This window comes from Streptomyces sp. LX-29 (assembly GCF_029541745.1).
Taxonomy (GTDB): domain Bacteria; phylum Actinomycetota; class Actinomycetes; order Streptomycetales; family Streptomycetaceae; genus Streptomyces.
In genome coordinates this window covers 2,182,290-2,207,520 of the sequence record NZ_CP089746.1, presented here as the reverse complement: position 1 = coordinate 2,207,520, position 25,231 = coordinate 2,182,290, and the positions used below count along the sequence as shown (strand labels likewise).

The following is a 25,231-nucleotide window of genomic DNA, read 5'->3' as shown; positions in this document are numbered from 1 at the left end:
GGGCTCACACTAACGCTCCTGATCGTAGGTGCTGCCGGGGCCGAAGCCCTGTTGGTCATGCTGGTCTTGCTCGGTGCTGCTCTCGGAACCCGCGTTGCGGGCCTGCTGGACGCCCCGGCGCAGGTTGCTCAACCTGCCCCGAACGGCTTCCGGAGCCCGGGAGACCTGGGGGCCGCCCTGCGGGGACTGCGCCGCCGCGCCGTCGACGAGGTTGGCCTTGGGCACCCGTCGCGGAAGCCCGGAGGAGGTGACCCCGCCGGCCTTGGGCTCTCGGATCCGACCGGCCCGCTGCCAGAGCTCGTCATTGGCCGAGCGCCAGCCGTCGCCGCCGTTACCGGAGCCTTCGCCGGAGGCGTTCTCGGACCGGCCCGGCTGGGACAGTCCGGCCCCCGGGGTGCGCCGCGGAAGCGACTGCTCCGAGGACTGCTCCGGGGCGGCGTCCGCCATACCCGCGGTGCTGCCGTCGGGCTGCTGCCATCCCCTGTTCCGCCGCGGCAGACCCGCGTCGGTCAGGGAGTGGCCGTCGCCCGCCGAAGGCGCCGAGGAGTCCGAATGGTTGAACTCTACGCGTTCACGGGAAGCTTCGGGAACGCTGGGTGTGGATTCCGCTTGCGTTCCGTGCTCCGGCGCGTACCCGGCATCGTACGAGCCCTGTGCGGCCCACCCGCCCTGGTCGACAGGGGAGTTGTAGTCCGCGTACGGCTGCTGCTGGGGCTCCGTCTGGTGCCCGTAGCCCGCTTCCGCATAGCCGGCCTCCCGGCCCGCCTCCGGATAGCCGGCCGGCGGCTGCTGGAATCCGGCCGCCGGGTCGGCGTAGCCCGCCTCGGCCGCCGGGTAGCCGGTCGCCGGATCGGTGGGCTGCTGCCGGTGGGCATGGGCCCCCATCGCCGCGCGCCGCTCGCCACGCTGCAGCGAGCGCTCGATCGGGTTGAAGCCGCCCTCCCCCGCCGCGGGACGCTGGGCCTGCCGCTCGCCGTAGTGCGAGTCGTCGAAGCCCAGCTCGGCCGCGGAGCGCAGGATCGGGGTCTCCTGGGTGGCGTGCGGCTGCTCGGGAACGATCCGGGAGACCGTGAAGTCGTCCGGCAGCTCCTCGCCGCCACCACCGTGCGTGATCGCGTCCGGGAGCATGACCAGCGAGGTGGTGCCGGCCTGCTCTCCGGAGGGGCGCAGCTGCACCCGGATGTCGTGCCGGTCCGCCAGTCGGCCGACCACGAACAGCCCCATGCGCTGGGAGATCGCGGCGTCCACCGTCGGCGGGTTGGCAAGCTTGTGGTTGATGTCCGCGAAGTCCTCGGCGGTCAGACCGATGCCCTTGTCATGAATCTCGATCATGACGCGGCCGTCCGGCAGCCTGGTCGCGGTGACCCGGACCTTGGTGTGCGGGGAGGAGAACGTGGTGGCGTTCTCCAGCAGCTCGGAGAGCAGGTGCACGAGGTCGGTCACGGCCTGGCCGTGGATCTCGCTCTCCGGGACGCCGTCGATCTCGATGCGCTCGTAGCTCTCCACCTCGGAGGCGGAGGCGCGCAACACGTCGACCAGCGGAACCGGCTGGTTCCAGCGGCGGCCCGGCTCCTCGCCGGCGAGAATCAGCAGGTTCTCGCCGTTGCGGCGCATGCGGGTGGCCAGGTGGTCCAGCTTGAAGAGGTTCTCCAGCTGGTCCGGGTCGGCCTCGTTGTTCTCCAGGCTGGTGATCAGGGTGAGCTGGCGCTCGATCAGGCCCTGGTTACGGCTGGAGAGGTTGGTGAAGATCGCGTTGACGTTGCCCCGCAGCAGGGCCTGCTCGGCGGCGAGCCGGATGGCCTCGCGGTGGACCTGGTCGAAGGCGCGGGCGACCTCGCCGATCTCGTCCTTGGTGTTGATCTTGATCGGCTCCACCCGGGTGTCGACGCGGCCCGGGTCGGTGCGCGAGAGCTGGTCGACGAGCGCCGGCAGACGCTGCTCGGCCACCTCGAAGGCGGCGGCGCGCAGCCGGCGCATGGAGCGGCTCATGGAGCGGGCCATCATGCCGGCCACGATGAACGCGGCGAGCAGCGCGACCAGCACGATCGCGGAGTTGACGATCGCGTCGGTCTTGGCGTCGGAGGAGATCTGCGCGGCCTCCTCCACGGCCTTGTCCGCCAGCTGCGACTCGACGTTGCGGTAGGCGTCGAACTTGTGCGTGGTGGCCTCGAACCAGCTGTCCGGCGTGATCCCCAGCGACTGGAGCTTGGCCCTCGTGGCGGTCGGCGAGGCGATCTCCGCGAGCATCCGCTCCGTGGCCGGCGGCGCGGTGAAGTCCTCGCCGACGCCCTCGGCCTCCTGCTTGTCCTGCGCGATCTCTTCCTCGTGGGCGCTGGCCGCCTTGGCCAGCTCGTCGTCCATGAGGGTGACGTCCTCCGGGAGACCACCCGACTTGAACTCGTCGAGGGCGATCTTCTCCAGGTAGACGTACGAGGCCAGCGAGGTCAGCATCAGCCTGCGCTGGTCGCTGGAGCCCGGCTTGACCAGCAGATGGGTGCCCAGCGAGCGCTGAATCGACGCGGATGCCTTGGCCAGCGACACCGCGTAGACGGTGCGGCCGTAGGAGGTGATGTTGCCGGTGCCCAGACCGAGCTCGTTGGCGAACTCCATCAGCGGGTGCTGGACCGCGACGTAGCCCTCCTCGGTCTTCGCACCGGGGAGCTCGGAGGTGTAGGCGTTCCGGCGCAGCGTCTCCAGCTGCGGCTCGACCGCCTCGAACGCCTTGAGGCGGCGCTTGAGGCTGGCCGAATCCGGCATGTCCTTGACCCGCTTGGCGAACTCGTCCGCCGCCGTGTCGGTCGCCGCCCGCGCCTGCTGGACCACATCCGTGTCGGACTTGGTCAGCAGCGGCTTGACGGTGACGTCGCGCTCGTTGACCAGCGCCTGGCCGTACGCGGCCGCGGCTCGCACCACACGGGCGGTCCGCTCGGCGTCCTGCGCCTCGCTCCAGGTCGCCAGCGAGGACTCCACGCGGAACCCGCCGAAGACCAGCGCGACGAGCACGGGGATGAGCAGGATGGCGTTCAGTCGGGTGGGTACGCGCCAGTTGCCCGGCGACAGCCGTCCACCCCCCTTGCCGGCCGGCGGTGCGGAAGTCTCGGGCGCGTCCTCGCTCGCCGCCGCCGCACGCTGCGGCGGGGTGAAGTTCCCGCGCGCCTGCGTTTGCGCGGAGTTCGGTTTGCTTCGCCTCACTCGACCAACAACCTCTCGGCCCCGGCACCTGATTCCGTGCCGTTCTCGGCTGAGCCCTTACTGCCCAGTTCAAGGAATTCCAGCACGTCACGCGGGCCGGTTCCAAACAGTGGGCAAAGCATCAGGACGCACCCCCGGCACATAGATAAAACGGGCATAAAGCGTCAGGCGGGGCAGAAGGCGAGGCGGTTGTGTGCGGAGGGGTACACCACGTACGCGTTGCGTATGCACACGTGAGTAATTCTCTGTCGAAACGTTATGAAGCCCCGGGCGGGTCGTGTCGTATGACACAACCCGCCGCGGGGCATAACTTCCGGCATTATCGGCCGAATTGATCATTCTTGCGTGATCGTCTTGCGCGGGTTACCGCAATGCCGTCCGATCCACGCGGATCGTTACTTCAGCCGGGCCATGAGCGCGTGCTCGACGAGGGTGATGAGCGTGCTCTTCGTCTCGTTCCGGTGCCGCGCGTCGGTGGTGATGATGGGGGCGTCGGGGCCGATCTGGAGCGCCTCGCGGACCTCTTCGGGGCCGTACGGCTGGTGGCCGTCGAAGCCGTTGAGGGCGACGACGAAGGGCAGGCCGCTGTTCTCGAAGTAGTCGACCGCGGGGAAGCAGTCGGCGAGACGGCGGGTGTCGACCAGCACCACGGCGCCGATGGCGCCGCGGACCAGGTCGTCCCACATGAACCAGAAGCGGTCCTGGCCCGGCGTACCGAACAGGTACAGGATCAGATCGTCGTCCAGCGTGATACGGCCGAAGTCCATCGCCACCGTGGTGGTGGTCTTGTCCTGAACGTGGCTCAGATCGTCGATCCCCGCCGAGGCCGAGGTCATCACGGCTTCGGTGCGCAGCGGGTTGATCTCCGAGACCGCGCCGACGAACGTGGTCTTGCCCACGCCGAATCCGCCCGCCACCACGATCTTCGCGGAGGTGGTGGAGCGGGTCGACACGCCGCCGCTAGAGCTTCCGAAGTCCACTGAGCACCCTTTCCAGCAGTGTCACATCCGGCGTGCCGCCGGCTTCCGAGCTGCCGCCCGGCTGGTGAATGGTGACCATCCCCGCCTCGGCGAGGTCGGCCACGAGGATCCGGGCCACGCCGAGCGGGATGCTCAGCAGCGCCGAGACCTCGGCGACCGACTTGACCTCGCGGCACAGGTGGCAGATGCGCTGGTGCTCGGGGAGCAGACCCTGCAGCGCGGCCGGGTCGGCCGTGGTGCTGACCAGCGCCTCGATGGCGAGCTGGTAGCGCGGCCGGGTCCGGCCTCCGGTCATGGCGTACGGACGCACCAGCGGCTGGTCGTCGCCTCCGTACGACTGATGATGGCCGCCGTACGGCGAGGCAGGGGGCGGGGTCATGAATCCTCCGGTCGGGACAGCGAGGTGACGGTCGTGCCGGCGGCGGGTGCCGGTGGGCGGTCGGTCAATTCAGCAGGCTGCCCTGGAGCTCGGCGCGCAGGTCGGGAGTGAGCACCCCACCCGCGCGGTCGACGAGCAGGGCCATCTCGTAGCCGACGAGGCCGATGTCGCACTCGGGGTGGGCGAGGACGGCCAGCGAGGATCCGTCCGAGATGGACATGATGAAGAGGAAGCCGCGCTCCATCTCGACGACGGTCTGGTTGACCGCACCGCCTTCGAAGATGCGGGAGGCTCCGGCGGTCAGCGAGGTCAGACCGGAGGCGACCGCCGCCAGCTGGTCCGCGCGGTCGCGGGGGAACCCTTCGGACATCGCGAGGAGGAGTCCGTCGGCGGAGACCACGACCGTGTGCGACACCCCGGGGGTGTTGTCCACAAAGTTCGTGATCAGCCAATTCAGGTTCTGCGCCGCCTGGCTCATCGGGCTCAACTAACGCTCCTGCTGGTAAGTCGGGCCAACGCCGCGATCGTGATTGCTACCGGGTGCGGTTCCAGACCCCTGACCGGGGCCGGTGCCGGCCTGACGGCCCTGCTGGATGCCCCGACGGAGGTTGGTCAGTCGCCCGCGCACGTCGTCGGGCGCGCGGGAGACCTGCGGACCGGTCTGGTGGGTCTGCTGCTGCGCGGTGCCCTCCACGAGGTTGGCGCGCGGCACACGGCGCGGCAGCCCGGAGGAGGTGATGCCGCCCGAGGCGGGCTCGCGCACCTGCTCGGCGCGCCGCCAGTGCTCGTCGTTGGACGAGTTCCAGCCGCCGGACGCACCCGTGTCGGCGGCACGGGCCGGCTGCCGCTGCTCGCCGCCCTGGTCCTGCGCCGGCTGCCCCTCGCGGGACGGCTGTGCCGGCGCGGCCTGGCGGTCCTGCTCGGCGGCTCCGGGGACGCCCCGGAACCAGTTCGACTCGATGGTGTCGAAGATCGGCGTACGGAAGTCACCGGACGCGGCCGGTGCCACCGGTGCCGGGTCGTCCAGCGGGGAGCTGTGGGCCACCCCGTTGGCGGAACCGTGCGCGTCGGCCTGCGGCCGCGGGTACTCGCCGGTGTCGCCACCGAGCCCGACGCCGGGCCCGCCCTGCGGGAGGTACCCGCCGGAGGCCGCACCCGGGCGCGGGAACTGTCCGGTGTCGCCGGGGCCCTGGCCGAGGTCGGGGCGGGCGTACTGGCCGGTGTCGCCCGGGCCCTGGCCGAGGTCCGGCTGCGGGAACTGGCCCGTGTCGCCGGGGCCCTGGCCGAGGTCGGGGCGCGCGTACTGGCCGGTGGTGCCGTGTCCCTGACCGAGGTCCGGCTGCGGGAACTGGCCGGTGTCGCCCGGGCCCTGACCGAGGTCGGGGCGGGCGTACTGGCCGGTGGTGCCGTGTCCCTGACCGAGGTCCGGCTGCGGGAACTGGCCGGTGTCGCCCGGGCCCTGACCGAGGTCGGGGCGGGCGAACTGCGAGGTCTGGGAGCCGGTGTCGACGTCGTCGTGCCCGCGCGGAGCGTCGAGCGGGTCACGCCCGCCGCGGCCCTCCGACGAGGGCGGGCCCGACGGCCAGTCGTCGTCCCCACCCTGGGCCGCGCGACGCGCGCCCCAGCTGGTGCCGGGGGCCTGGGAGGAGGGCAGCTCGGGCGCCGCTTCGCGGGCCGGGAGCTGCGGCCGTGCGCCGGACTCGGCCGGGCGGGCGGGGCGGCCGGGGCCCTCCCCGCGGCTCGGGGCGCCGGTCGGCGGGGCCACCGCGGGGTTGTCGCCGCGCACCGGCAGACCGCCGCGGCCGCCGGGGAGGCCGGGAGGCGTGCCGGGAAGGCCGGGAGGCGTGCCGGGGGAGCGTCGGGGCTCGGCGCCGGGCGGCCGGCCCGCGTCGAACAGGCTGCCGCCCGTCGGGGCGGGGCCGCCGCTGGAGGCGCCCGCCTTGCGGGTGGGCAGGCCGGCCAGGCCGCTGCCGGGCAGCGCGGGGCGCGAGCCGGACTGCGGGACCTGACGGCGCGAGGGCGCGGAGCCGATGAGGCCGGCACCGCCGCCGGAGCCGCCACCCTGCGGGGCGCCGGGCGCACCGGGCTTGCCCGTGGGCGCGCCCGGCTTCTTGCCGCCCTGGGCGACGTCGACCGGCAGCATGACCAGGGCGGTGGTGCCGCCCGAGTCGGAGGGACGCAGCTGGATGCGGATGCCGTGTCGCAGGGACAGGCGGCCGACCACGAACAGGCCCATGCGGCGGGAGACCGACACGTCCACGGTGGGCGGGCTGGCCAGTCGCTCGTTGATCGCGGCCAGGTCCTCCGGGGAGAGGCCGATGCCGGTGTCGTGGATCTCGACCAGCACCCGGCCGTCCGGCAGCGCGTGACCGGTGACCTTGACCTTGGTCTGCGGCGAGGAGAACGAGGTGGCGTTCTCCAGCAGCTCGGCGAGGAGGTGCACGAGGTCGTTGACGACGCGGCCGGCGACCTCGGTGCCGGGAACGGCGCTCAGTTCGATGCGCTCGTACTGCTCCACCTCGGAGGCGGCGGCACGGAGCACGTCGACCAGCGGCACCGGGCGGGTCCACCGGCGACCCGGCTCCTCACCCGCGAGAACGAGGAGGTTCTCACCGTTACGGCGCATACGGGTGGCGAGGTGGTCGAGCTTGAACAGCGAGGACAGCTGGTCCGGGTCGGCCTCGCGGCTCTCCAGCTCGGAGATGAGCGAGAGCTGGCGCTGGATAAGACCCTGGCTACGACGCGAGAGGTTGGTGAACATCGCGTTGACGTTGCCTCGCAGCAGCGCCTGCTCGGCGGCGAGTCGCACCGCCTCGCGGTGCACGTCGTCGAAGGCCGCGGCCACCTTTCCGATCTCGTCCCGGCTGTGCACACCGACGGACTCGACGGAGGTGTCCACGTCCTGCGGGTCGGCCTCGGAGAGCTGCTTGACCAGCTCGGGAAGGCGCTTCTGGGCGACTTCCTGGGCGGTCTCCTGGAGCCGGCGCAGCGAGCGCACCATGGAGCGGGCCACGACGAACGCGCCGACCAGCGAGATGCCGAGGACCAGCAGGATCAGCACACCGTTGAGGTAGGCGTCGCGCTCGGCGTCCGAACGCAGCTCGCGGGCCTTGGCCTCCATCTCGCTGAGCAGCGTCTGCTCGATCTTCGACATCTCGTCGAGCTTGATGGTGTCCTGGTCGTACCAGTCCGGGTAGGTCCGCTTCTCGGAGCTGAGGCCGTTGGCGTCGCGCAGCACGCGCTGGGCGTACTTGTCGGCCGCGGTGATGTCGGGGCGGCCGCCGTTGAGCGGCTCCAGCAGGTCCTCGGAGCTGTCCCGGCGGATCTGCACGAAGCGCCGCAGCGCCTCGGTCTCCTTGTCGAGGGCCGACTTGCCGTACCGGCGGTCGTTGGCGGAGAGGGCGGCGCCCTTGGGGTTGGCCAGGGCGGCGCTGATGACCGCGCGCTGGATGGACGCGTACTCCTTGGCGGCGGAGAAGGTGGCCAGCGCGCGAGTGCTGTTGATCATCTCGCTGTTGCTGGTCGCCTGCGCCATGTCCTGGGAGAGCGAGAGCAGCGAGGTGATGAGTTCGTTGTAGCTCTCGACGGTCTGCGCGATGTACGTCTTGTCGTCGTACGCCGTGTCGCGGATGGACCGGATCTTGCCGAGCTGCTTGCTGATGTCGACCAGGGTCGACTGCACGCCGATCATGGTCGGGTCGTTGGGGTCGACGTCCGCGGTGGCCTCCTGGAAGGCCGTGATCGCGCGGCTGGTCTTCTCCCGGGTGGCGACGACGCGGTCGTCCTTCTGGCTGCCCTCGCCGGCCAGCGGACCCGCGGACTTGTCGCGCTCCTCCTGGAGGGCGTCGGCCAGCTGGGTCGCCTGCTGCGTCATCTCGGTGAGCAGCTTCATGTGGTCCAGCTGCTGGATGTTCTCCAGCGAGGTCTCGATACGCAGGGCTCCCAGGGTGGTCGCGGCGACCACGGGGAGCGCGAGCAGGGAGACGAGTCGGGTGGAGATGCGCCAGTTGCGCAGGGCTATTCGGGCGCCGGGCCCGGTGGGTCCCTTCGCCTTCGGCTGGGCCTTGTCGGCAGCCTCGCCACCGCCGCCACCGCCACCGCCGGCCGGGGCGCCCGGCAGCGCGCCGGAACCGGATCCGGCGTCGGAGCCGTGGTCGCCCGGCGTCAATCCGGTGGACTGGGCGCGCTGGGGCGAGGAGCCGCGGTCGGACCCACCGCGCGGCTCCGGATCCGCCGAAGCGCTGCCTTCCCTCTTGAAACGTCCCTGCACTAGCGTCGCAACCTCTGGACCAGGCGCTTCACCGGAGACCGGCGAAACGGTGTCGAGTCGATGGGGACCGCAGCCCCCCGTAGCGGTCGTGAGTGACCGGCGCGCTCACCTTTCGTTCGAGAGGAGGAGCCACCGCCGCTCGGCGCCATTCTCGTGCGCCCCCTGCGCGCCGGCTGAATCTTGCGGCGGTGCTGGGAATTCCAGCACAGGGCCGGATGCATCAACAAGGGCGAGTGGTGCGGACATGACGGGCGTGACGCTCAGTATGGGAGTCATTACCGGACGTAGAAAGTCATGTCTCCGATAACGGACTTTTGCCCGCGAGTTGCTCGTCATGGCCTGGTGTCCCGGTAGTCATGATCAAGAGCGGAACGTCAGGTTCAGGCGTGCAATGTCCCGTTTCATGCAGCTGGATTGACCGCCGTTTATGTCGCATTTGCCCGTGACGTCGTGAGGAAACTCACACGTTCCACATGAGTTCTTCTTTGTATGCGTGGGCATGGGCGCGTCTAGCCTGGCGCTTTACACAACCCGTGTAAACGACAAAGAGGCAATGGGGGGAGAACCCGAATGAAGACGACGATGATGATCCGCAACATAGCCAATCCCCGCCGCACCACGCTGGCACACCTCGCGGACGCCGAGGAGCTCCTGGTCGCCCCCGCCGACCGTCCGGAGCACCCGGTCGAGCTGCCGACGCAGACCGCGAACCCCAGGCGCACCGTGCTGATGGAGGCCCCCACCGGCTGACGGGCCGCCTCGTCGACCGGGCGGCCGTGCGCCCCCGCGAGATAGCCTGAAGCGTCAGTCTCCGTCAGCTATCTCGAAGGGCGCCAGCTTCCCGTGCGCATCGCCAGATTCTCCATCGATGGCAACGTCGCCTACGGTGTGGTCGAGGGCGAGACCCTCGACATCATCAAGGGCATCCCCTACGGCGACTTCGAACGCTCGGGCACCAAGATCCCGCTGGACAAGGTCCGCCTGCTGTCGCCGGTCCTGCCCAACAAGATCGTCGCGATCGGCCGCAACTACGCCGAGCACGCCGCCGAGCTGGGCAACGAGGTCCCCGAGGTCCCGGTCGCCTTCTTCAAGCCGTCGACCGCCGTGGTCGGCCCCGGCGACCCCATCGTCTACCCCTCCTTCTCCTCCGAGGTGCACCACGAGGCCGAGCTGGCCGTGGTCATCGGACGGATGTGCCGCGAGGTCCCTCGCGAGCGGGTGAAGGACGTCATCCTCGGCTACACCTGCGCCAACGACGTCACCGCGCGCGACGTGCAGCGCCGGGAGGCGCAGTGGGCCCGCGCCAAGGGCTTCGACACCTCCTGCCCGCTGGGCCCCTGGGTGGAGACCGACCTCGACCCGCGCGACCTTGCCGTCATGTGCACCGTCAACGGTGAGCAGCGCCAGCTCGGCCGCACGGGCGAGATGGTGCGCACGGTCGAGGACCTGATCGTGCACATCACCGAGGCGATGACGCTGCTCCCGGGCGACGTCATCCTCACCGGCACCCCGGCGGGCGTCGGACCCCTCAGCGTCGGCGACGAGGTCGCCGTCACCATCGAAGGCATCGGCACTCTCACCAACAAGGTGATCAAGCGTGGCTAGCGCATCAGCTCCCGTCTCTCCCGTACGGGTCCGTTTCTGTCCCTCGCCGACCGGCAACCCCCATGTGGGTCTGGTCCGCACCGCCCTCTTCAACTGGGCCTTCGCCCGCCACCACGGCGGCACCCTGGTCTTCCGCATCGAGGACACCGACACCGCCCGTGACTCCGAGGAGTCCTACGAGCAGCTGTTGGACGCGATGCGCTGGCTGGGCTTGGACTGGGACGAGGGCCCGGCTGCGTTCGACAGCGCCTCCGGCGCGGGCGGCGGCCCGCACGCGCCGTACCGCCAGTCGCAGCGCATGGACATCTACGCCGACGTGGCAGCCAAGCTGCTGGCCGGCGGGTACGCCTACCGCTGCTACTGCACCGCCGAGGAGCTGGAGGAGCGCCGCGAGGCCGCCCGCGCGGCCGGCCGGGCCTCCGGCTACGACGGGCAGTGCCGCACCGTGGGCCCGGAGCGGGCCGCCGCCTACGAGGCCGAGGGTCGCCCCTCCATCGTGCGGTTCCGGATGCCGGACGAGCCGATCACCTTCACCGACCTGGTCCGCGGCGAGCTGACCTTCACCCCGGAGAACGTGCCGGACTTCGGCATCGTCCGGGCCAACGGCGCCCCGCTCTACACGCTCGTCAACCCCGTCGACGACGCGCTGATGGAGATCACCCACGTGCTGCGCGGCGAGGACCTGCTCTCCTCCACTCCGCGGCAGATCGCGCTCTACCAGGCGCTGACGGAGCTGGGCGTCGCCAAGGGCGTCCCCGCCTTCGGTCACCTGCCGTACGTCATGGGTGAGGGCAACAAGAAGCTCTCCAAGCGCGACCCGCAGTCCTCGCTGAACCTCTACCGCGAGCGCGGCTTCCTCCCCGAGGGGCTGCTCAACTACCTGTCCCTGCTGGGCTGGTCGCTCGCGGCCGACCGCGACGTCTTCTCCATGGACGAGATGGTCGCGGCCTTCGATGTGACGGCCGTCAACGCCAACCCGGCCCGCTTCGACCTGAAGAAGGCCGAGTCGATCAACGCCGACCACATTCGGCGGCTCGACCCGGCGGCCTTCGTCGAGGCGTGTGCCCCCTGGCTCCAGGCCCCGCACGCCAACTGGGCGCCGGAGTCCTTCGACCGGGCCGCCTGGGAGGCGATCGCGCCGCACGCCCAGACCCGGCTGACGGTCCTCTCCGACATCACCGCCAACGTGGACTTCCTCTTCCTCGACGAGCCGGTCGAGGACGAGGCGTCCTGGCAGAAGGCGATGAAGGAGGGCTCCGAGGCGCTGCTGCGCACCGCCCGCGCCAAGCTCGCCGACGCCGAGTGGACCGCCGACGCCCTCAAGGAGGCCGTCGTCGCCGCCGGCGAGGAGCACGGCCTGAAGCTCGGCAAGGCCCAGGCGCCGGTCCGTGTCGCCGTCACCGGCCGCACCGTGGGCCTGCCGCTGTTCGAGTCCCTGGAGGTGCTCGGCAGGGACCGCACGCTGGCCCGCGTCGACGCTGCGCTGGCCAAGCTGAGCGCGGTCTGAAGTACTCGTTTTGGTGGCCCGTCCACCATCGGGTAATGTTCTTCCTGCGCCGGACGGAACGGGCCGAGAGGCCGGGCCGGAAAGCGCAGCCAAACAAAACCCCCTCGGGGGTGGCGTTTTGGTGGGGTATGGTGTAATTGGCAGCACGAGTGATTCTGGTTCACTTAGTCTAGGTTCGAGTCCTGGTACCCCAGCAAGAGATCCTCATTGGATCTCTTGTCCTCAGCAGGACCAAGCCCCCGTTGTGTAGCGGCCTAGCACGCTGCCCTCTCAAGGCAGTAGCGCCGGTTCGAATCCGGTCGGGGGTACTGATCTCGAAGACCTTCGGGTCGATGGGATCGCTAGGGCCCCCGTTGTGTAGCGGCCTAGCACGCCGCCCTCTCAAGGCGGTAGCGCCGGTTCGAATCCGGTCGGGGGTACTGGTTTTACCATGGGCTATGGTGTAATTGGCAGCACGAGTGATTCTGGTTCATTTAGTCTAGGTTCGAGTCCTGGTAGCCCAGCGCAGTACCGAAGGTACTCAGGCCCCCGTTGTGTAGCGGCCTAGCACGCCGCCCTCTCAAGGCGGTAGCGCCGGTTCGAATCCGGTCGGGGGTACAGAAGGAAAAGAGCTCCTCCATTTCGATGGAGGGGCTCTTTTTCGTTTCAGTCCCCGTCGTAGCGGCGGTGGGTCTCCTCGGTCTGCGCCAGCCGTCGCAGGCACTGGAGCACCGGCTCGTAGAGCACGGTCAGCGCCACGGCGGCCTCGATCCGGTTCTCGGGCGGATAGGTCTCCACCAGGTCCAGGTCGGCGACGGCCAGCTCGTCCGCGGCCCGCGCCTGGAGCAGCAGATGCTCCGTCTCGTGGGGGTAGCCCAGTCGGGCGAGCGTGGCGATGGCCGCCACCAGGGCCCGATAGGCGGGGGAGGCGTTCCCGTACGCGCGGCAGTGCTCCCAGCCCATCCGCTCCAGCAGGGCGTCCACCTGCTCGCTCGCCGCGGTCGTCGCCGGGGCCTCCGGGTCGGGCTCAGGACCGTGCGGCAGCGCCCAGACCGCGGCGCCCAGCCGCCTGCTGATGTCCAGCGCCTCGTCCTCGGTGGCGGCGAGCACCTCGCGCGCGGTGGCCACGGGCATCCGGCCCACCTGGATCAGCGCCCGCACCAGCCGCAGTCGGCGCAGGTGCTCCTCGCCGTACTCCGCCTGGGTGGCGGTGATCCGCTCGCCCGGAGGCAGCAGCCCCTCTCGTAGGTAGTACTTGATCGTCGCGGTGGGCACTCCGCTCCGCGTACTCAACTCCGCCAGTCGCATGTCCTCTTGCGCCTCCCATTGGACAGTGGCACTATCTAAACATGGATAGCGGCGCTATCTAACCCGGCGACCGGAGTCGTCGGAGTACTGCGTGAGGAGAGCGATCATGAGCAGCAAGCCGATCCCCGGCCGGTACACCGCCGACGTCCAGGGCGACGTCACCGTCTTCCACATCGGGATGCGGTTCAACAACTTCCGCGCTGTGCGCAGTTGGTGGCCGGTGTTCACCGCGATGCCGCGCATGCTCAAGGAGCTGTCGCAGGACAAGGAGAGCGGGATGCTCGGCTATCAGCTGCTGCTGGGCTGGCCCCGACTGCTGTACGTCGTCCAGTACTGGGAGTCTCCGGAGAAGCTGCTGGCCTACGCCGCCGACCAGGGCAAGGAGCACCGTCCCGCCTGGGCCGCCTTCAACCGCCGGCTCCGCGAGGGCAGGGGCAAGGTCGGCTTCTGGCACGAGACGTTCATCTCTCGCCCCGGCTCGTACGAGAACGTCTACATCAACATGCCCCCCTTCGGCCTCGCCGCCGCCACCGGCGGCCCGGTCCCCGTCGCCCGCCGCGGCGAGCGCGCCGCCGACCGCCTCAAGGCCGCCTGACGCCCCTGCCGGGGCGGCGCACCGGGCGCCCGCGCGCACGCACCGTGGGACGGCATTCGGCTCGGCCGGCTGCGGCTTTCGTCTCGCGCCTTCGGCGCACGGCAGCGGCTGCGGGGAGGAAGCGGTCGGGCCCTTCGCCGTCGCCGTCTTGCGGTCGTTGGCTGGCGTGGAGGGTGCGGCTCTCGGGCTGCGGGTGTGGCCGCCGGTGCCGGCCGTTTCTCGTGGTCGATGGCGGAACGGGTTCGGTCGTGGCGCGGGTTCTCGCCGTGGGGCGGCATTCGGCTCGGCCGGCTGCGGCTTTCGTCTCGCGCCTTCGGCGCACAGCGGGCGGCTACGGGGAGGAAGGGGCCGGGCCTGCCGCCGTCGCCGTCTACCGGCCGGTGGGCCGGAGCCGATGAACGAGGAGCGCGTATCGCGGGGAATCCAGAGACCCTTCGCAGAGTCGTTTGATCTGGTGCTTGATACGCATCAAGCGATTCTGCGAGGGCATACCGGCTCTCGTCGGGGACCGATCATGTCCATCGCCCGCCGAGCGTCAGACGGCGACGGCGACAAACCCCGACTTTCCCTTCCCGTAGCTGCTTTCTTTGCGCCGGAGGCGCGAGACGAGAGGCGCGGTCGGCCGGGCGCAATGCCGCCCCACGGCGCGATGTCGGCCGTGCAGATCGCCCGCCGAGCGTCAGACGGCGACGGCGACAAACCCCGACTTTCCCTTCCCGTAGCTGCTTTCTTTGCGCCGGAGGCGCGAGACGAGAGGCGCGGTCGGCCGGGCGCAACGCCGCCCCGCGGTGAGACGTCGCTCACATCACCCCTCACATCGCCACTCACCTTCGGCTTCCGGGCGTCTCGGGGCGCGACAGGGCCCCTGTGCCGGCCCGTGCGTGGCGGGCGGGCGCAGGGGCCCTGTGTGGTTTCCGGCGGGCGGAAGCCCGGGGAGGGGTGGGTGAGGGCGGAAGCCCGAAGAGGGCTGACGCGGGCGTGGGGTCAGCCCGCGCGGCGGAGGGAGTCGCTCAGGCGGGCGGCGGCGTCGATGACGGCCTGGGCGTGCATCCGGCCCGGGTGACGGGTGAGTCGCTCGATGGGGCCCGAGACGGACACGGCGGCGACGACGCGGTTGGAGGGTCCGCGGACGGGCGCGGAGACCGAGGCCACCCCGGGCTCCCGCTCGCCGATGGACTGGGCCCAGCCCCGGCGCCGCACGCCCGACAGGGCCGTGGCGGTGTAGCGGGCGCCCTGGAGCCCGCGGTGCAGCCGCTCCGGCTCCTCCCAGGCCAGCAGCACCTGGGCGGCGGAGCCGGCCTTCATCGGCAGCGTGGAGCCCACCGGCACGGTGTCCCGCAGTCCGGACAGCCGCTCGGCCGCGGCCACGCAGATCCGCATGTCGCCCTGGCGGCGATAGAGCTGAGCGCTCTCGCCGGTCACGTCCCGTAGGTGGGTGAGCACCGGACCGGCCGTGGCCAGCAGCCGGTCCTCGCCCGCCGCCGCGGCCAGCTCGGCCAGCCGCGGGCCCAGGATGAACCGGCCCTGCATGTCACGCGCCACCATCCGGTGGTGTTCCAGCGCCACCGCGAGCCGATGCGCCGTGGGGCGCGCCAGCCCGGTGGCGCCGACCAGCCCGGCGAGGGTGGCCGGACCGGACTCCAGTGCGCTCAGAACCAGAGCCGCCTTGTCGAGAACGCCGACGCCGCTAGAGTTGTCCATGCAACGATACTTGCGTCTCACACTGTGAAACGCAAGTTCAATTTCCCAGCAGACCCGTCACTCTGTAATTGCGGCCCGGGGACCAGGGCACGCAGGCTTCGAGATGGGCCGGCAAAGCCGCCGGCCGGAGGGAACGCAATGGGACGGACACTGGCGGAGAAGGTCTGGGACGACCATGTCGTCCGGCGCGCCGAGGGCGAGCCCGACCTGCTTTTCATCGATCTGCACCTGCTGCACGAGGTGACCAGCCCGCAGGCGTTCGACGGTCTCCGCAAGGCGGGTCGCGCGGTGCGCCGTACCGACCTCACCATCGCGACCGAGGACCACAACACCCCCACCCTCGACATCGACAAGCCGATCGCCGACCCCGTCTCCCGCGCCCAGTTGGAGACCCTGCGGAAGAACTGCGCGGAGTTCGGCGTACGGCTGCACCCGCTGGGCGACGTCGAGCAGGGCGTCGTCCACGTGGTGGGACCGCAGCTGGGTCTGACCCAGCCGGGCACCACCGTGGTCTGCGGCGACAGCCACACCTCCACCCACGGCGCCTTCGGCGCGCTGGCGTTCGGCATCGGCACCAGCCAGGTCGAGCACGTGCTGGCCACCCAGACGCTGCCGATGGCCCCCTTCAAGACCATGGCCATCACGGTCGAGGGCGAGCTGCCCGACGGCGTCACCGCCAAGGACCTGATCCTGGCGATCATCGCCCGGATCGGCACCGGTGGCGGCCAGGGCTACGTCATCGAATACCGCGGCTCCGCCATCGAGAAGCTGTCGATGGAGGCCCGGATGACTGTGTGCAACATGTCCATCGAGGCGGGCGCGCGAGCCGGGATGATCGCCCCCGACGAGACCACCTTCGACTACCTCAAGGACCGTCCGCACGCCCCGCGCGGAGCCGACTGGGACGCCGCCGTCGAGTACTGGCGCACGCTGCGCACCGACGACGACGCGGTCTTCGACCACGAGGTCGTCATCGACGCCGCCGAGCTGTCCCCCTTCGTCACCTGGGGCACCAACCCGGGCCAGGGCGCGCCGCTGTCGGCGAACGTTCCGGACCCCGCCTCGTACGCCGACCCCAGTGAGCGGCTGGCGGCCGAGAAGGCCCTGGAGTACATGGGTCTGACGGCTGGTCAGGCGCTGCGGGACATCTCCGTCGACACCGTCTTCGTGGGCTCCTGCACCAACGGCCGGATCGAGGACCTGCGCTCGGCCGCGGCCGTGCTGGAGGGTCGTTCGGTCGCCGAGGGGGTGCGGATGCTGGTGGTGCCGGGCTCGGTGCGGGTGGCGCTGCAGGCCGTCGAGGAGGGCCTGGACAAGGTGTTCACCGCGGCCGGCGCCGAATGGCGGCACGCGGGCTGTTCGATGTGTCTGGGCATGAACCCCGACCAGCTGGCCCCGGGCGAGCGTTCGGCGTCCACCTCCAACCGCAACTTCGAGGGCAGGCAGGGCAAGGGCGGCCGTACCCACCTGGTCTCCCCGCAGGTCGCCGCCGCCACCGCGGTCCTCGGCCACCTGGCCTCGCCCGCCGACCTGCACGACACGTCCGCCGCCCGCACGCCCGCCGGAGTCTGAGAACCATGGAAGCTTTCACCACCCACACCGGCCGGGCCGTCCCGCTGCGCCGCAGCAACGTCGACACCGACCAGATCATTCCCGCCCACTGGCTGAAGAAGGTCACCCGCGACGGCTTCGAGGACGGGCTGTTCGAGGCGTGGCGCAAGGACCCGGACTTCGTGCTGAACCGCCCCGAGCGCCAGGGCGCCACGGTGCTGGTCGCCGGCCCCGACTTCGGCACCGGCTCCTCGCGCGAGCACGCCGTATGGGCGCTGCAGAACTACGGCTTCAAGGCCGTGATCTCCGCGCGGTTCGCCGACATCTTCCGTGGCAACTCCCTCAAGAACGGTCTGCTGACCGTGGTGCTGCCGCAGGAGACCGTGGACCGGCTGTGGGAGCTGACCGAGGCCGACCCCGCCGCCGAGGTCACCGTCGACCTGGTCGACCGACAGGTTCGAGCCGAGGGCATCACGGCTGAATTTGAGCTTGACGAGAACGCCCGCTGGAGGCTGCTGGAGGGGTTGGACGACATCAGCCTGACCCTCCGGGAGGAGGCCGACATCGCCGCCTACGAGGCCCGGCGACCCTCCTTCAAGCCCAGCACGGTTGAGCTCTGAGCCACCCCGGTTCTCCCTGCGCAGAGCGCGTTTGACACGATGCGTCGCCGGTCCACCGACCGGCGGCGCATCGGCATGTTGAGGCCCCATGAGGCGACAACTCGCCGCAGATGGCACAATCAGCGCATGGAACGCGACACCCAACTCGAGCTCTACCGGGTTGTCGCCGACCGACTCAAGCGAGCGCACTCCATGGTGCGCGCACTGCAAGTCCCGGAGGGCGTACGGATGGCGCTGACCCGGAAGCTGCTGGTCATCACGGCCGCGGCGAAACACGATCTGGCAGACGCGGCGCGGCGTCTGGACCGGTTGATGGACGACCTCGACAAGGGTCGTTTTCCCCAAGACCCCAACGACGACCGAACTCCGTGACGGTCCAGATCGTTGCGGCACAAGGGTGATTAGCCCGTTTCGTGTTTGATTTGCGGTATATATCTGCCTAACGTGCGAAAAAGCTTGAACACATTGGTTTCAGCAATGTCTCCGAAGGGGAAGACGTGAACAAGGCGCAGCTAGTAGAGGCGATTCAGGACAAGCTCGGCGGGCGTCAGAACGCCGCCGACGCTGTCGACGCGGTCCTGGACGCAATCGTCCGCGCGGTCGTCGGCGGGGATCGGGTTTCGGTCACCGGTTTCGGCTCGTTCGAGAAGGTGGAGCGTCCGGCTCGCTACGCCCGTAACCCGCAGACCGGCGAGCGGGTCCGGGTCAAGAAGACCTCGGTCCCCCGTTTCCGCGCCGGTCAGGGCTTCAAGGACCTGGTGAGCGGCTCCAAGAAGCTGCCCAAGGGCGGTGAGGTCTCCGTCAAGAAGGCGCCGAAGGGCAGCCTCCAGGTCGGTGCCGCCGCGAAGAAGGCCGCCGCCAAGAAGGCGACCGCGAAGAAGGCCGCCGCCAAGAAGACCACGGCTGTCGCCAAGAAGGCGGCCCCGGCGAAGAAGGCCACGACCACCGCCGCCGCGAAGAAGGTCACCGCCAAGAAGGCGCCGGCGAAGAAGACCACCACGGCCGCCGCCAAGAAGACCACGACGGCGGCGAAGAAGACCACCACGGCCGCCGCCAAGAAGACCGCTCCGGCGAAGAAGGCCGTCGCCAAGAAGGCCCCGGCGAAGAAGACCACCGCCCGGAAGACCACGGCGAAGAAGACCACCGCCCGGAAGAAGTAACCGCGGCCGTCGGCAGCGTCACGCGCCGGGCCGGGCTCCTGTGGGGAGCCCGGCCCGCGGTGTGCCCGGCGTCGGCCGGTCCGGGCGAGTCCGGGCTCGGGGGAGCCCGGTTTCGGGGGAAGCCGGAGGTGGGGACGGCCGACGGGCAGGGGGTGAGCCCGTCGGAGTTACGCTCTGGGCATGCAGGCAACCGCGTTCACCTACGATTCCGACACCCGGGCCGGCAGTGTGCTGCTCGACGACGGCACTCCGCTGCCGTTCGACGCCGCGGCCTTCGACGCCGGCGGCCTGCGGCTGCTGCGCCCCGGTCAGCGGGTGCGCATCGAGGTCGAGGGGGAGGGCGAGGCGCGGCGCGTCACCTTTGTGACATTGCAGACCTTGTGACCCCTCCCGTGGGGGGCTTTTCACCGCAGCGGTTCCGCCGCCGGCAGCCCCTCCGTCTCCGATGACCCCTCGGCGAGCAGGGACGCCGTCCGGGGGCCCACGCCCAGCCGTAGCGCCGACCGCAGGTCCTCCGCCGTGTCCACGTCCTGGCGGACGCTGTCGACACCGGTCAGCGCGAGCTCCCAGGCACCGGACGCCCGGTGTCGGGCGCGGGACGGGCCGCCGTACGCCGGGGCCAGCTCCACTCCGCCGACCGCGCTGAGCAGCGTGGTGCCGACGCCCGCGGCGTCGGCCAGGAAGGCGCGTGCGTGGCCGGCGGCGGTCTCGAGCACCTGAGCGAGCTCGATGGGGCGCAGCGCCGGGAGGTCGGCGTTGAGGGCCGCCACGGGGGCGTGCGGACGGCGCGCGCGAACGGCCCGCGCTCCCTGGGCGAGTGCGGCGTTCAGGCCGGGCGCGGGTCGCCCCGGCGCATCGGGCACCACATGCGCGCCGAGGGCCGACAGTTCGCGCGCCGCGCGCGGGTCGTCGGTGACGACCACCACATCTCGTACCGCCTCACAGGCCAGTGCCGCGGCGACAGTGTCCTGCGCGAAGGCCAGCGCCAGCCGCGGCCGGCGGTCTCGCGGAACCGCGTCGGCGAGCCTGCTCTTGGCCCGGGACAAGGGCTTGAGCGGGACCACCAGGGTCCATGTCGTACCCGCCGCCGGGGCCGCTCCCATTCCTCGCACGAGTGCCATTCTCGCCTGCTGCCGCGACCCGCCGGGACCAGGCGGGGTTACGGTGTTCTCGACAGACCGGGTACCTGGGGCGACACTTGTGCGGCTGCCCGGACGGCAGCAAGCCAGCAGGTCAGCAGGGTCCAAGAGAGGTGTTCCGAGTGTCCGGCCGCAGAATCGGCTTCTGGTACCGCGCAGCAGCGGTCTTGGTAAAACCGCCGCTAGTGGTTCTGTTCAAGCGGGACTGGCGAGGAATGGAGCACATTCCTGCTGAGGGTGGATTTATCACCGCGATCAATCACAACTCGTATCTCGACCCGCTCTCCTACGCGCACTTTCAGTACAACACCGGACGTGTGCCGCGGTTCCTCGCCAAGGCGGGGCTCTTCAAGGGCAGCTTTGTCGGAACCTTCCTGCGCGGCACCGGCCAGATCCCCGTCTACCGGGAGTCCACCGACGCCGCGAACGCCTTCCGGGCCGCCGTGGACGCCATCAACAAGGGCGAGTGTGTGGCCTTCTACCCGGAGGGCACCCTCACCCGCGACCCCGACCAGTGGCCGATGCGCGGCAAGACGGGCGCCGCCCGGGTGGCGCTGCTGACCAAGGCCCCGGTCATCCCCGTCGCACAGTGGGGCGCCAACGAGGCGATGCCCCCGTACGCGAAGGAGAAGCGGCTGCGGCTCTTCCCCCGCAAGACGCTGCGGGTGCAGGCCGGCCCGCCGGTGGACCTGAGCGCGTTCTACGGCCAGGAGCCGACCGTCGAGGTGCTGCGCGGCGCCACCGACGCCATCATGGCCGCCATCACCGAACTCCTCGCCGAGGTGCGCGGGGAGCCCGTTCCCGACCGGCCCCCCGTGCAGCGCAAGGCCCGCGCGGCGGAGCGGAGCGTCCCGGCGGAGCGGACCGGCGAGACGGAGAGCGACTCGGGGGCCGCGCGGACCCCCGGGACGGACAAGGCCCCCGAGGCCCGGCAGGCCCGCGAGGCCGAGGAGGAACGCAAGTGACGCGCTGCGCGGTCTACGGCACCGGCTCCTGGGGCACCGCCTTCGCGATGGTGCTCGCCGACGCCGGCTGCGAGGTGACCCTGTGGGGGCGCCGGGCGGGCCTGGTCGAGGCCATCAACACCGGGCGCACCAACCCCGACTACCTGCCGGGCGTCGAGCTCCCGCGGACGGTACGGGCCACCACCGACCCCGCCGAGGCGGCACGGGACGCGCGGTTCGCGGTGCTCGCCGTGCCCTCCCAGACGCTGCGCGGCAACCTCGCCGCGTGGGCGCCGCTGCTGCCCTCCGACACCGTGCTGGTCTCCCTGATGAAGGGCGTCGAACTCGGCACCGCCAAGCGCATGAGCGAGGTCATCGAGGAGGTCGCCAAGGCCCCGGCGGAGCGGGTCGCGGTGCTCACCGGCCCCAACCTGGCCCGGGAGATCGCCGCCCGGCAGCCCGCCGCCGCCGTGGTGGCCTGCCGCGACGAGGACGTGGCCCGGCGCCTCCAGGCCGCCTGCCACACCCCGTACTTCCGCCCGTACACCAACACCGACGTGGTCGGCTGCGAGCTCGGCGGCGCGGTGAAGAACGTCATCGCGCTCGCCGTCGGCATCGCCGACGGCATGGGGCTCGGCGACAACGCCAAGGCGTCCCTGATCACCCGGGGCCTGGCCGAGACCACCCGGCTGGGCCTGGCCATGGGGGCCGACGCGCACACCTTCGCGGGCCTGGCGGGCATGGGCGACCTGGTCGCCACCTGCTCCTCGCCGCTCTCCCGCAACCACACCTTCGGCACCAACCTGGGCCGCGGCATGACGCTGGAGCAGACCATCGCGGTCACCAAGCAGACCGCCGAGGGAGTCAAGTCGTGCGAGTCGGTGCTGGATCTGGCCCGCCGGCACGACGTCGACATGCCGATCACCGAGACCGTGGTGGGGATCGTGCACGAGGGCAAGCCACCGCTGGTGGCACTGAAGGAGCTGATGTCGCGGAGCGCCAAGCCGGAGCGGCACTGACGTGGACGCGACCGCAAGGTAACCTCATCGCGATATGAGCAGCGAGACCTCCACCCCCAGCCCTGCAGGCGGCCGTAAGCCGCGCGTCGCCGTCGTCTTCGGCGGCCGCAGCTCCGAGCACGCCATCTCCGTGGTCACCGCCGGCGCCGTGCTGAGCGCCATCGACCGGACCAAGTACGACGTGCTGCCGATCGGCATCACCGCGGACGGCCGTTGGGCGCTGACCGCCGACGACCCCGAACGGATGGCCATCGCCGAGCGGCGGCTGCCGAGCGTCGACGACCTGGCGGAGTCGGCGGACGGCGGGGTGCTGCTGCCCGTCGACCCGACCAGCCGCGAGGTGGTCTACACCGAGCCGGGCGCGGTGCCCAAGGCGCTGGGCGACGTGGACGTCGTCTTCCCCATGCTGCACGGCCCCTACGGCGAGGACGGCACCCTGCAGGGTCTGCTGGAGCTCTCCGGTGTGCCCTATGTGGGTTCCGGCGTGCTCGCCTCCGCGGTCGGCATGGACAAGGAGTACATGAAGCGGGTCTTCACCTCCTTCGGGCTGCCGGTCGGCCCGTACGAGGTGATCCGCCCCCGCGAGTGGGAGAACGACCCGGCCGCGGCCCGCAAGAAGGTCGTGGAGTTCGCCGCCGAGCACGGCTGGCCGCTGTTCGTGAAGCCCGCGCGGGCCGGCTCCTCCTTCGGCATCAGCAAGGTCGACGACCCCGCGGGGCTGGACGAGGCGATCGAGGAGGCCCGGCGCCACGACCCGAAGATCATCGTGGAGGCGCTGCTGCGCGGCCGCGAGATCGAGTGCGGCGTGCTGGAGTTCGAGGACGGGCCGCGGGCCAGCGTGCCGGCCGAGATCCCGCCGGTCACCGCCCACGACTTCTACGACTTCGAGGCGAAGTACATCGACTCCGCCTCCGGCATCGTGCCCGCCCCGCTGACCGAGGAGCAGACCGCGCGGGTGCGGGAGCTCGCCGTGCGCGCCTTCGACGCGGCGTCCTGCGAGGGCCTGGTGCGGGCGGACTTCTTCCTGCTGGACAGCGGAGAGTTCGTGATCAACGAGATCAACACGATGCCCGGCTTCACCCCGATCTCCATGTACCCGCGGATGTGGCAGGAGTCCGGCGTGAGCTACCCGGAGCTGGTGGACCGCCTGATCCAGGCCGCGCTGCGCCGCTCCACCGGACTGCGCTAGCCGCCGACGTGCGTGCCGCCGGGGCGGGGTCTCCCTCCGCCCCGGTGCCGTGCGCGCCCTCGCCCCGAAGCCCGTCCCTCGAAGGCCGTACCTCGAAGCCGGTGTCGCGAAGCTCGTGTCGCGAAGCCGCCCGAGCTCGTTGTCGTGAAGGCGTATCCGAAGGTTCAGATGCCGAACGGGATGGTCTTCCGCACCGGCTTCGCGAGGTCGGTGAGCACGTTGACCTCGGGGGCGTGCGCCGCGGGGACCCAGACCTCGACAAAGGTCTTCCGCAGCACGGTGGTGAAGCGATAGCCCTCGTCCGACTCCTCCAGCAGCCACTCCACACCGTTGATCTCCACGGCGGGGTGCTTCGGGTTGTAGTGTTCCGTCCCGGGCGTGAGCACGTCAGGCTTGGGTACGCCGCAGCGCAGCTCCACGGCCGGAACGCCCCAGGCTGCGGTGAGATCCGACGCCGGTGCGGTGTCCCGTCGCGCCAACCCGTCCACCCGCTCGGGCAGCGCCCGGTGCAGGGCACGGCAGAGCGCCGCCTCCCTCGCGGGCGGGGTGGGAACCGCGGGCGAGGGGGCGGCGTCGGAGTCGTCAGCGAAGGAACAACCGGTCGCCGCGAACAGGGCCGCCATCGTGACGAGGGCGGAGCGCCGGGGCGACCGGGGACGTGCTGGAGTCACCGGCCGAGCATACGGGGGCCGCAGGCGACCGTCCGTACGGGGGCGGCCGGGGACGGGGGACTAGAGATGGACGACCGGGCAGGTCAGAGTGCGGGTGATGCCGTCCACCTGTTGCACCCTGGCCACCACCATCCGTCCGAGCTCGTCCACCGTCTCGGCCTCGGCGCGCACAATCACGTCGTAGGGACCGGTGACATCCTCGGCCTGGATGACACCGGGAATCTTGCTGATCACATTGGCCACGGTCGACGCTTTGCCGACCTCGGTCTGGATCAGGATGTACGCCTGTACCACGGAACCTCCAGGGCGGCTTCGAGGATCATGTGGGGAGAAGGGACGCCACGGTACCGCGTCGCCGAGTGGCGAGGGGAGACCCGCGCGGCGTCCCCGGCGTGGCGAGGCCGTGGACGCCCGTGGACACCAACACCGTGACACCGTGAGGAGAAGCGCAGTGAAAGGCACCGTGGGGGAGCTGGGTGAGTTCGGGCTCATCAGAGAGCTCACCGCCCGGCTCACCACCACATCGGCGGTACGGCTGGGCCCCGGGGACGACGCGGCGGTGGTCGCGGCCCCCGACCGTCGGGTGGTGGCGAGCACGGACGTGCTGCTCGAAGGGCGGCACTTCCGCCGGGACTGGTCCACCGCCTACGACGTGGGCCGCAAGGCGGCCGCGCAGAACCTCGCCGACATCGCGGCGATGGGCGCGGTGCCCACGGCGCTGCTGCTCGGCCTGGTCGTCCCCGCCGAACTCCCGACCACCTGGGCGACCGAGCTGATGGACGGGCTGCGCGACGAGTGCCAGGTCGCCGGTGCCGCCGTGGTCGGCGGCGACGTGGTGCGCGGTGACACGATCACCGTCGCCATCACCGCGCTGGGGGACCTCCGTAACCATGACCCGGTCACTCGATCCGGTGCTCAACCGGGCGACGTGGTCGCGGTCACCGGCTGGTTGGGATGGTCGGCCGCGGGGCACGCGGTGCTCTCCCGCGGCTTCCGCTCCCCGCGCGCCTTCGTCGAGGCGCACCGCCGGCCGGAGCCGCCGTACCACGCCGGCCCCGCGGCCGCCGGGCTCGGCGCCACCGCGATGACGGACGTCAGCGACGGGCTGGTGGCCGACCTGGGGCACATCGCCGAAGCCAGCAAGGTGCGCATCGATCTGCGCTCCGGCGACATCGACGTTCCCTCGCAGATGTCCGACATCGCCCAGGCGGTCGGCGTGGACCCGCTCCAGTGGGTCCTCAACGGGGGAGAGGACCACGCGATCGTGGCCACCTTCCCGCCGGACGCCAAGCTGCCGGCCCGCTGGAAGGTCATCGGCGAGGTGCTCAACCCCTCGGCGCTGCCGCAGGTGACGGTCGACGGCGCGCCCTGGCCGCACGGCGGCTGGGACCACTTCGGCGACGAGCCGGAGGCCGAGTAGAT

At 71.0% G+C, this 25,231-nt stretch carries 23 protein-coding genes and 5 tRNA genes; 18 read left to right on the top strand and 10 right to left on the bottom strand.

Features of this window, described 5'->3' with window-relative positions; all coding sequences use genetic code 11:
- Positions 1-9 precede the first annotated feature (9 nt).
- The 5 genes from LRS74_RS09340 to LRS74_RS09320 form a co-directional block, all read right to left on the bottom strand.
- Positions 10-3,192, bottom strand: coding sequence for a nitrate- and nitrite sensing domain-containing protein (locus tag LRS74_RS09340; RefSeq protein ID WP_277740566.1), 3,183 nt, complete (start codon positions 3,190-3,192; stop codon positions 10-12).
- Positions 3,193-3,587: 395 nt separating this feature from the next.
- Positions 3,588-4,172, bottom strand: coding sequence for an ATP/GTP-binding protein (locus LRS74_RS09335; RefSeq protein ID WP_277740565.1), 585 nt, complete (start codon positions 4,170-4,172; stop codon positions 3,588-3,590).
- Complete coding sequence (locus LRS74_RS09330; RefSeq protein ID WP_144381679.1) at positions 4,153-4,551, bottom strand: DUF742 domain-containing protein; 399 nt, start codon at positions 4,549-4,551, stop codon at positions 4,153-4,155. Before LRS74_RS09330 ends, LRS74_RS09335 begins: the two co-directional genes overlap by 20 nt.
- Positions 4,552-4,615: 64 nt before the next feature.
- Positions 4,616-5,029 carry a roadblock/LC7 domain-containing protein gene (locus LRS74_RS09325; protein ID WP_179285426.1) on the bottom strand — a complete coding sequence of 138 codons (414 nt, stop codon included), beginning with the start codon at positions 5,027-5,029 and terminating at the stop codon, positions 4,616-4,618.
- Between the two features lie 9 nt (positions 5,030-5,038).
- On the bottom strand, positions 5,039-8,821 hold the full coding sequence (locus tag LRS74_RS09320) for a nitrate- and nitrite sensing domain-containing protein (protein ID WP_277740564.1): 3,783 nt from the start codon (positions 8,819-8,821) through the stop codon (positions 5,039-5,041).
- 570 nt (positions 8,822-9,391) lie between these two features.
- On the opposite strand from LRS74_RS09320, the gene LRS74_RS09315 reads away from it, so the two are divergent.
- The 8 genes from LRS74_RS09315 (at position 9,392) to LRS74_RS09280 (ending at position 12,530) form a co-directional block, all read left to right on the top strand.
- The gene (locus LRS74_RS09315) at positions 9,392-9,571 is read left to right on the top strand and encodes a hypothetical protein (RefSeq protein ID WP_277740563.1); all 180 of its coding nucleotides are present in this window, start codon (positions 9,392-9,394) and stop codon (positions 9,569-9,571) included.
- Between the two features lie 93 nt (positions 9,572-9,664).
- Positions 9,665-10,426 carry a fumarylacetoacetate hydrolase family protein gene (locus LRS74_RS09310; RefSeq protein WP_277740562.1) on the top strand — a complete coding sequence of 254 codons (762 nt, stop codon included), beginning with the start codon at positions 9,665-9,667 and terminating at the stop codon, positions 10,424-10,426.
- Positions 10,419-11,933: a glutamate--tRNA ligase gene (gene gltX, locus LRS74_RS09305; protein ID WP_277740561.1), complete on the top strand. Its 1,515-nt coding sequence runs from the start codon at positions 10,419-10,421 to the stop codon at positions 11,931-11,933. The genes LRS74_RS09310 and gltX overlap by 8 nt, the downstream gene beginning before the upstream one ends.
- Positions 11,934-12,055: 122 nt before the next feature.
- Positions 12,056-12,127: transfer RNA gene (locus LRS74_RS09300), tRNA-Gln, on the top strand.
- Positions 12,128-12,168: 41 nt separating this feature from the next.
- Positions 12,169-12,241, top strand: a tRNA-Glu gene (locus LRS74_RS09295).
- A gap of 38 nt (positions 12,242-12,279) precedes the next feature.
- A tRNA-Glu gene (locus LRS74_RS09290) sits at positions 12,280-12,352 on the top strand.
- A gap of 12 nt (positions 12,353-12,364) precedes the next feature.
- Positions 12,365-12,436 (top strand) — tRNA-Gln (locus LRS74_RS09285).
- A 21-nt stretch (positions 12,437-12,457) separates the two neighbouring features.
- Positions 12,458-12,530, top strand: a tRNA-Glu gene (locus LRS74_RS09280).
- 48 nt (positions 12,531-12,578) lie between these two features.
- On the opposite strand, the gene LRS74_RS09275 is transcribed toward LRS74_RS09280, so the two are convergent.
- Entirely contained in the window at positions 12,579-13,220 is a 642-nt protein-coding gene (locus tag LRS74_RS09275; RefSeq protein ID WP_277740560.1) for a MerR family transcriptional regulator, read from the bottom strand.
- A 106-nt stretch (positions 13,221-13,326) separates the two neighbouring features.
- On the opposite strand from LRS74_RS09275, the gene LRS74_RS09270 reads away from it, so the two are divergent.
- The gene (locus LRS74_RS09270; protein WP_277740559.1) at positions 13,327-13,815 is read left to right on the top strand and encodes a DUF4188 domain-containing protein; all 489 of its coding nucleotides are present in this window, start codon (positions 13,327-13,329) and stop codon (positions 13,813-13,815) included.
- 984 nt (positions 13,816-14,799) lie between these two features.
- Here the strand turns inward: LRS74_RS09270 and ndgR are convergent.
- Positions 14,800-15,516 carry an IclR family transcriptional regulator NdgR gene (ndgR, locus tag LRS74_RS09265; protein ID WP_277740558.1) on the bottom strand — a complete coding sequence of 239 codons (717 nt, stop codon included), beginning with the start codon at positions 15,514-15,516 and terminating at the stop codon, positions 14,800-14,802.
- A 138-nt stretch (positions 15,517-15,654) separates the two neighbouring features.
- Here ndgR and leuC point away from each other — a divergent pair, with 138 nt between their 5' ends.
- From leuC to LRS74_RS09240, 5 genes are all read left to right on the top strand, one after another.
- Positions 15,655-17,088 (top strand): 3-isopropylmalate dehydratase large subunit, encoded by a 1,434-nt coding sequence (leuC, locus tag LRS74_RS09260; protein ID WP_277740557.1) that lies wholly within the window; start codon positions 15,655-15,657, stop codon positions 17,086-17,088.
- Between the two features lie 5 nt (positions 17,089-17,093).
- On the top strand, positions 17,094-17,687 hold the full coding sequence (gene leuD / locus LRS74_RS09255; RefSeq protein WP_277740556.1) for a 3-isopropylmalate dehydratase small subunit: 594 nt from the start codon (positions 17,094-17,096) through the stop codon (positions 17,685-17,687).
- A gap of 126 nt (positions 17,688-17,813) precedes the next feature.
- Positions 17,814-18,059, top strand: a complete 246-nt coding sequence (locus LRS74_RS09250) for a hypothetical protein (protein WP_144381688.1) — start codon at positions 17,814-17,816, stop codon at positions 18,057-18,059.
- Between the two features lie 125 nt (positions 18,060-18,184).
- Positions 18,185-18,847, top strand: a complete 663-nt coding sequence (locus tag LRS74_RS09245; protein WP_277740555.1) for an HU family DNA-binding protein — start codon at positions 18,185-18,187, stop codon at positions 18,845-18,847.
- A gap of 180 nt (positions 18,848-19,027) precedes the next feature.
- Positions 19,028-19,231 (top strand): hypothetical protein, encoded by a 204-nt coding sequence (locus tag LRS74_RS09240; protein WP_277740554.1) that lies wholly within the window; start codon positions 19,028-19,030, stop codon positions 19,229-19,231.
- Between the two features lie 20 nt (positions 19,232-19,251).
- On the opposite strand, the gene cofC is transcribed toward LRS74_RS09240, so the two are convergent.
- Positions 19,252-19,950, bottom strand: a complete 699-nt coding sequence (gene cofC, locus LRS74_RS09235; protein WP_277744671.1) for a 2-phospho-L-lactate guanylyltransferase — start codon at positions 19,948-19,950, stop codon at positions 19,252-19,254.
- Between the two features lie 158 nt (positions 19,951-20,108).
- Between cofC and LRS74_RS09230 the strand changes: the two genes are divergently transcribed.
- From LRS74_RS09230 to LRS74_RS09220, 3 genes are read left to right on the top strand one after another with little or no spacing between them, the layout of a single operon-like run.
- Entirely contained in the window at positions 20,109-20,951 is an 843-nt protein-coding gene (locus LRS74_RS09230; RefSeq protein WP_277740553.1) for a lysophospholipid acyltransferase family protein, read from the top strand.
- A complete protein-coding gene (locus LRS74_RS09225) occupies positions 20,948-21,949 on the top strand; it encodes an NAD(P)H-dependent glycerol-3-phosphate dehydrogenase (RefSeq protein ID WP_277740552.1) in 1,002 nt (333 codons plus the stop codon). Before LRS74_RS09230 ends, LRS74_RS09225 begins: the two co-directional genes overlap by 4 nt.
- Before the next feature lie 34 nt (positions 21,950-21,983).
- On the top strand, positions 21,984-23,138 hold the full coding sequence (locus LRS74_RS09220) for a D-alanine--D-alanine ligase family protein (protein WP_277740551.1): 1,155 nt from the start codon (positions 21,984-21,986) through the stop codon (positions 23,136-23,138).
- A gap of 164 nt (positions 23,139-23,302) precedes the next feature.
- Here LRS74_RS09220 and LRS74_RS09215 read toward each other — a convergent pair whose 3' ends face one another.
- Together LRS74_RS09215 and LRS74_RS09210 are read right to left on the bottom strand one after the other, a co-directional pair.
- The gene (locus LRS74_RS09215; protein ID WP_277740550.1) at positions 23,303-23,809 is read right to left on the bottom strand and encodes a DUF3515 domain-containing protein; all 507 of its coding nucleotides are present in this window, start codon (positions 23,807-23,809) and stop codon (positions 23,303-23,305) included.
- 60 nt (positions 23,810-23,869) lie between these two features.
- Complete coding sequence (locus LRS74_RS09210) at positions 23,870-24,103, bottom strand: Lrp/AsnC ligand binding domain-containing protein (RefSeq protein WP_277740549.1); 234 nt, start codon at positions 24,101-24,103, stop codon at positions 23,870-23,872.
- 157 nt (positions 24,104-24,260) lie between these two features.
- Between LRS74_RS09210 and LRS74_RS09205 the strand changes: the two genes are divergently transcribed.
- The gene (locus LRS74_RS09205; RefSeq protein WP_144381695.1) at positions 24,261-25,229 is read left to right on the top strand and encodes a thiamine-phosphate kinase; all 969 of its coding nucleotides are present in this window, start codon (positions 24,261-24,263) and stop codon (positions 25,227-25,229) included.
- Positions 25,230-25,231: the final 2 nt, after the last annotated feature.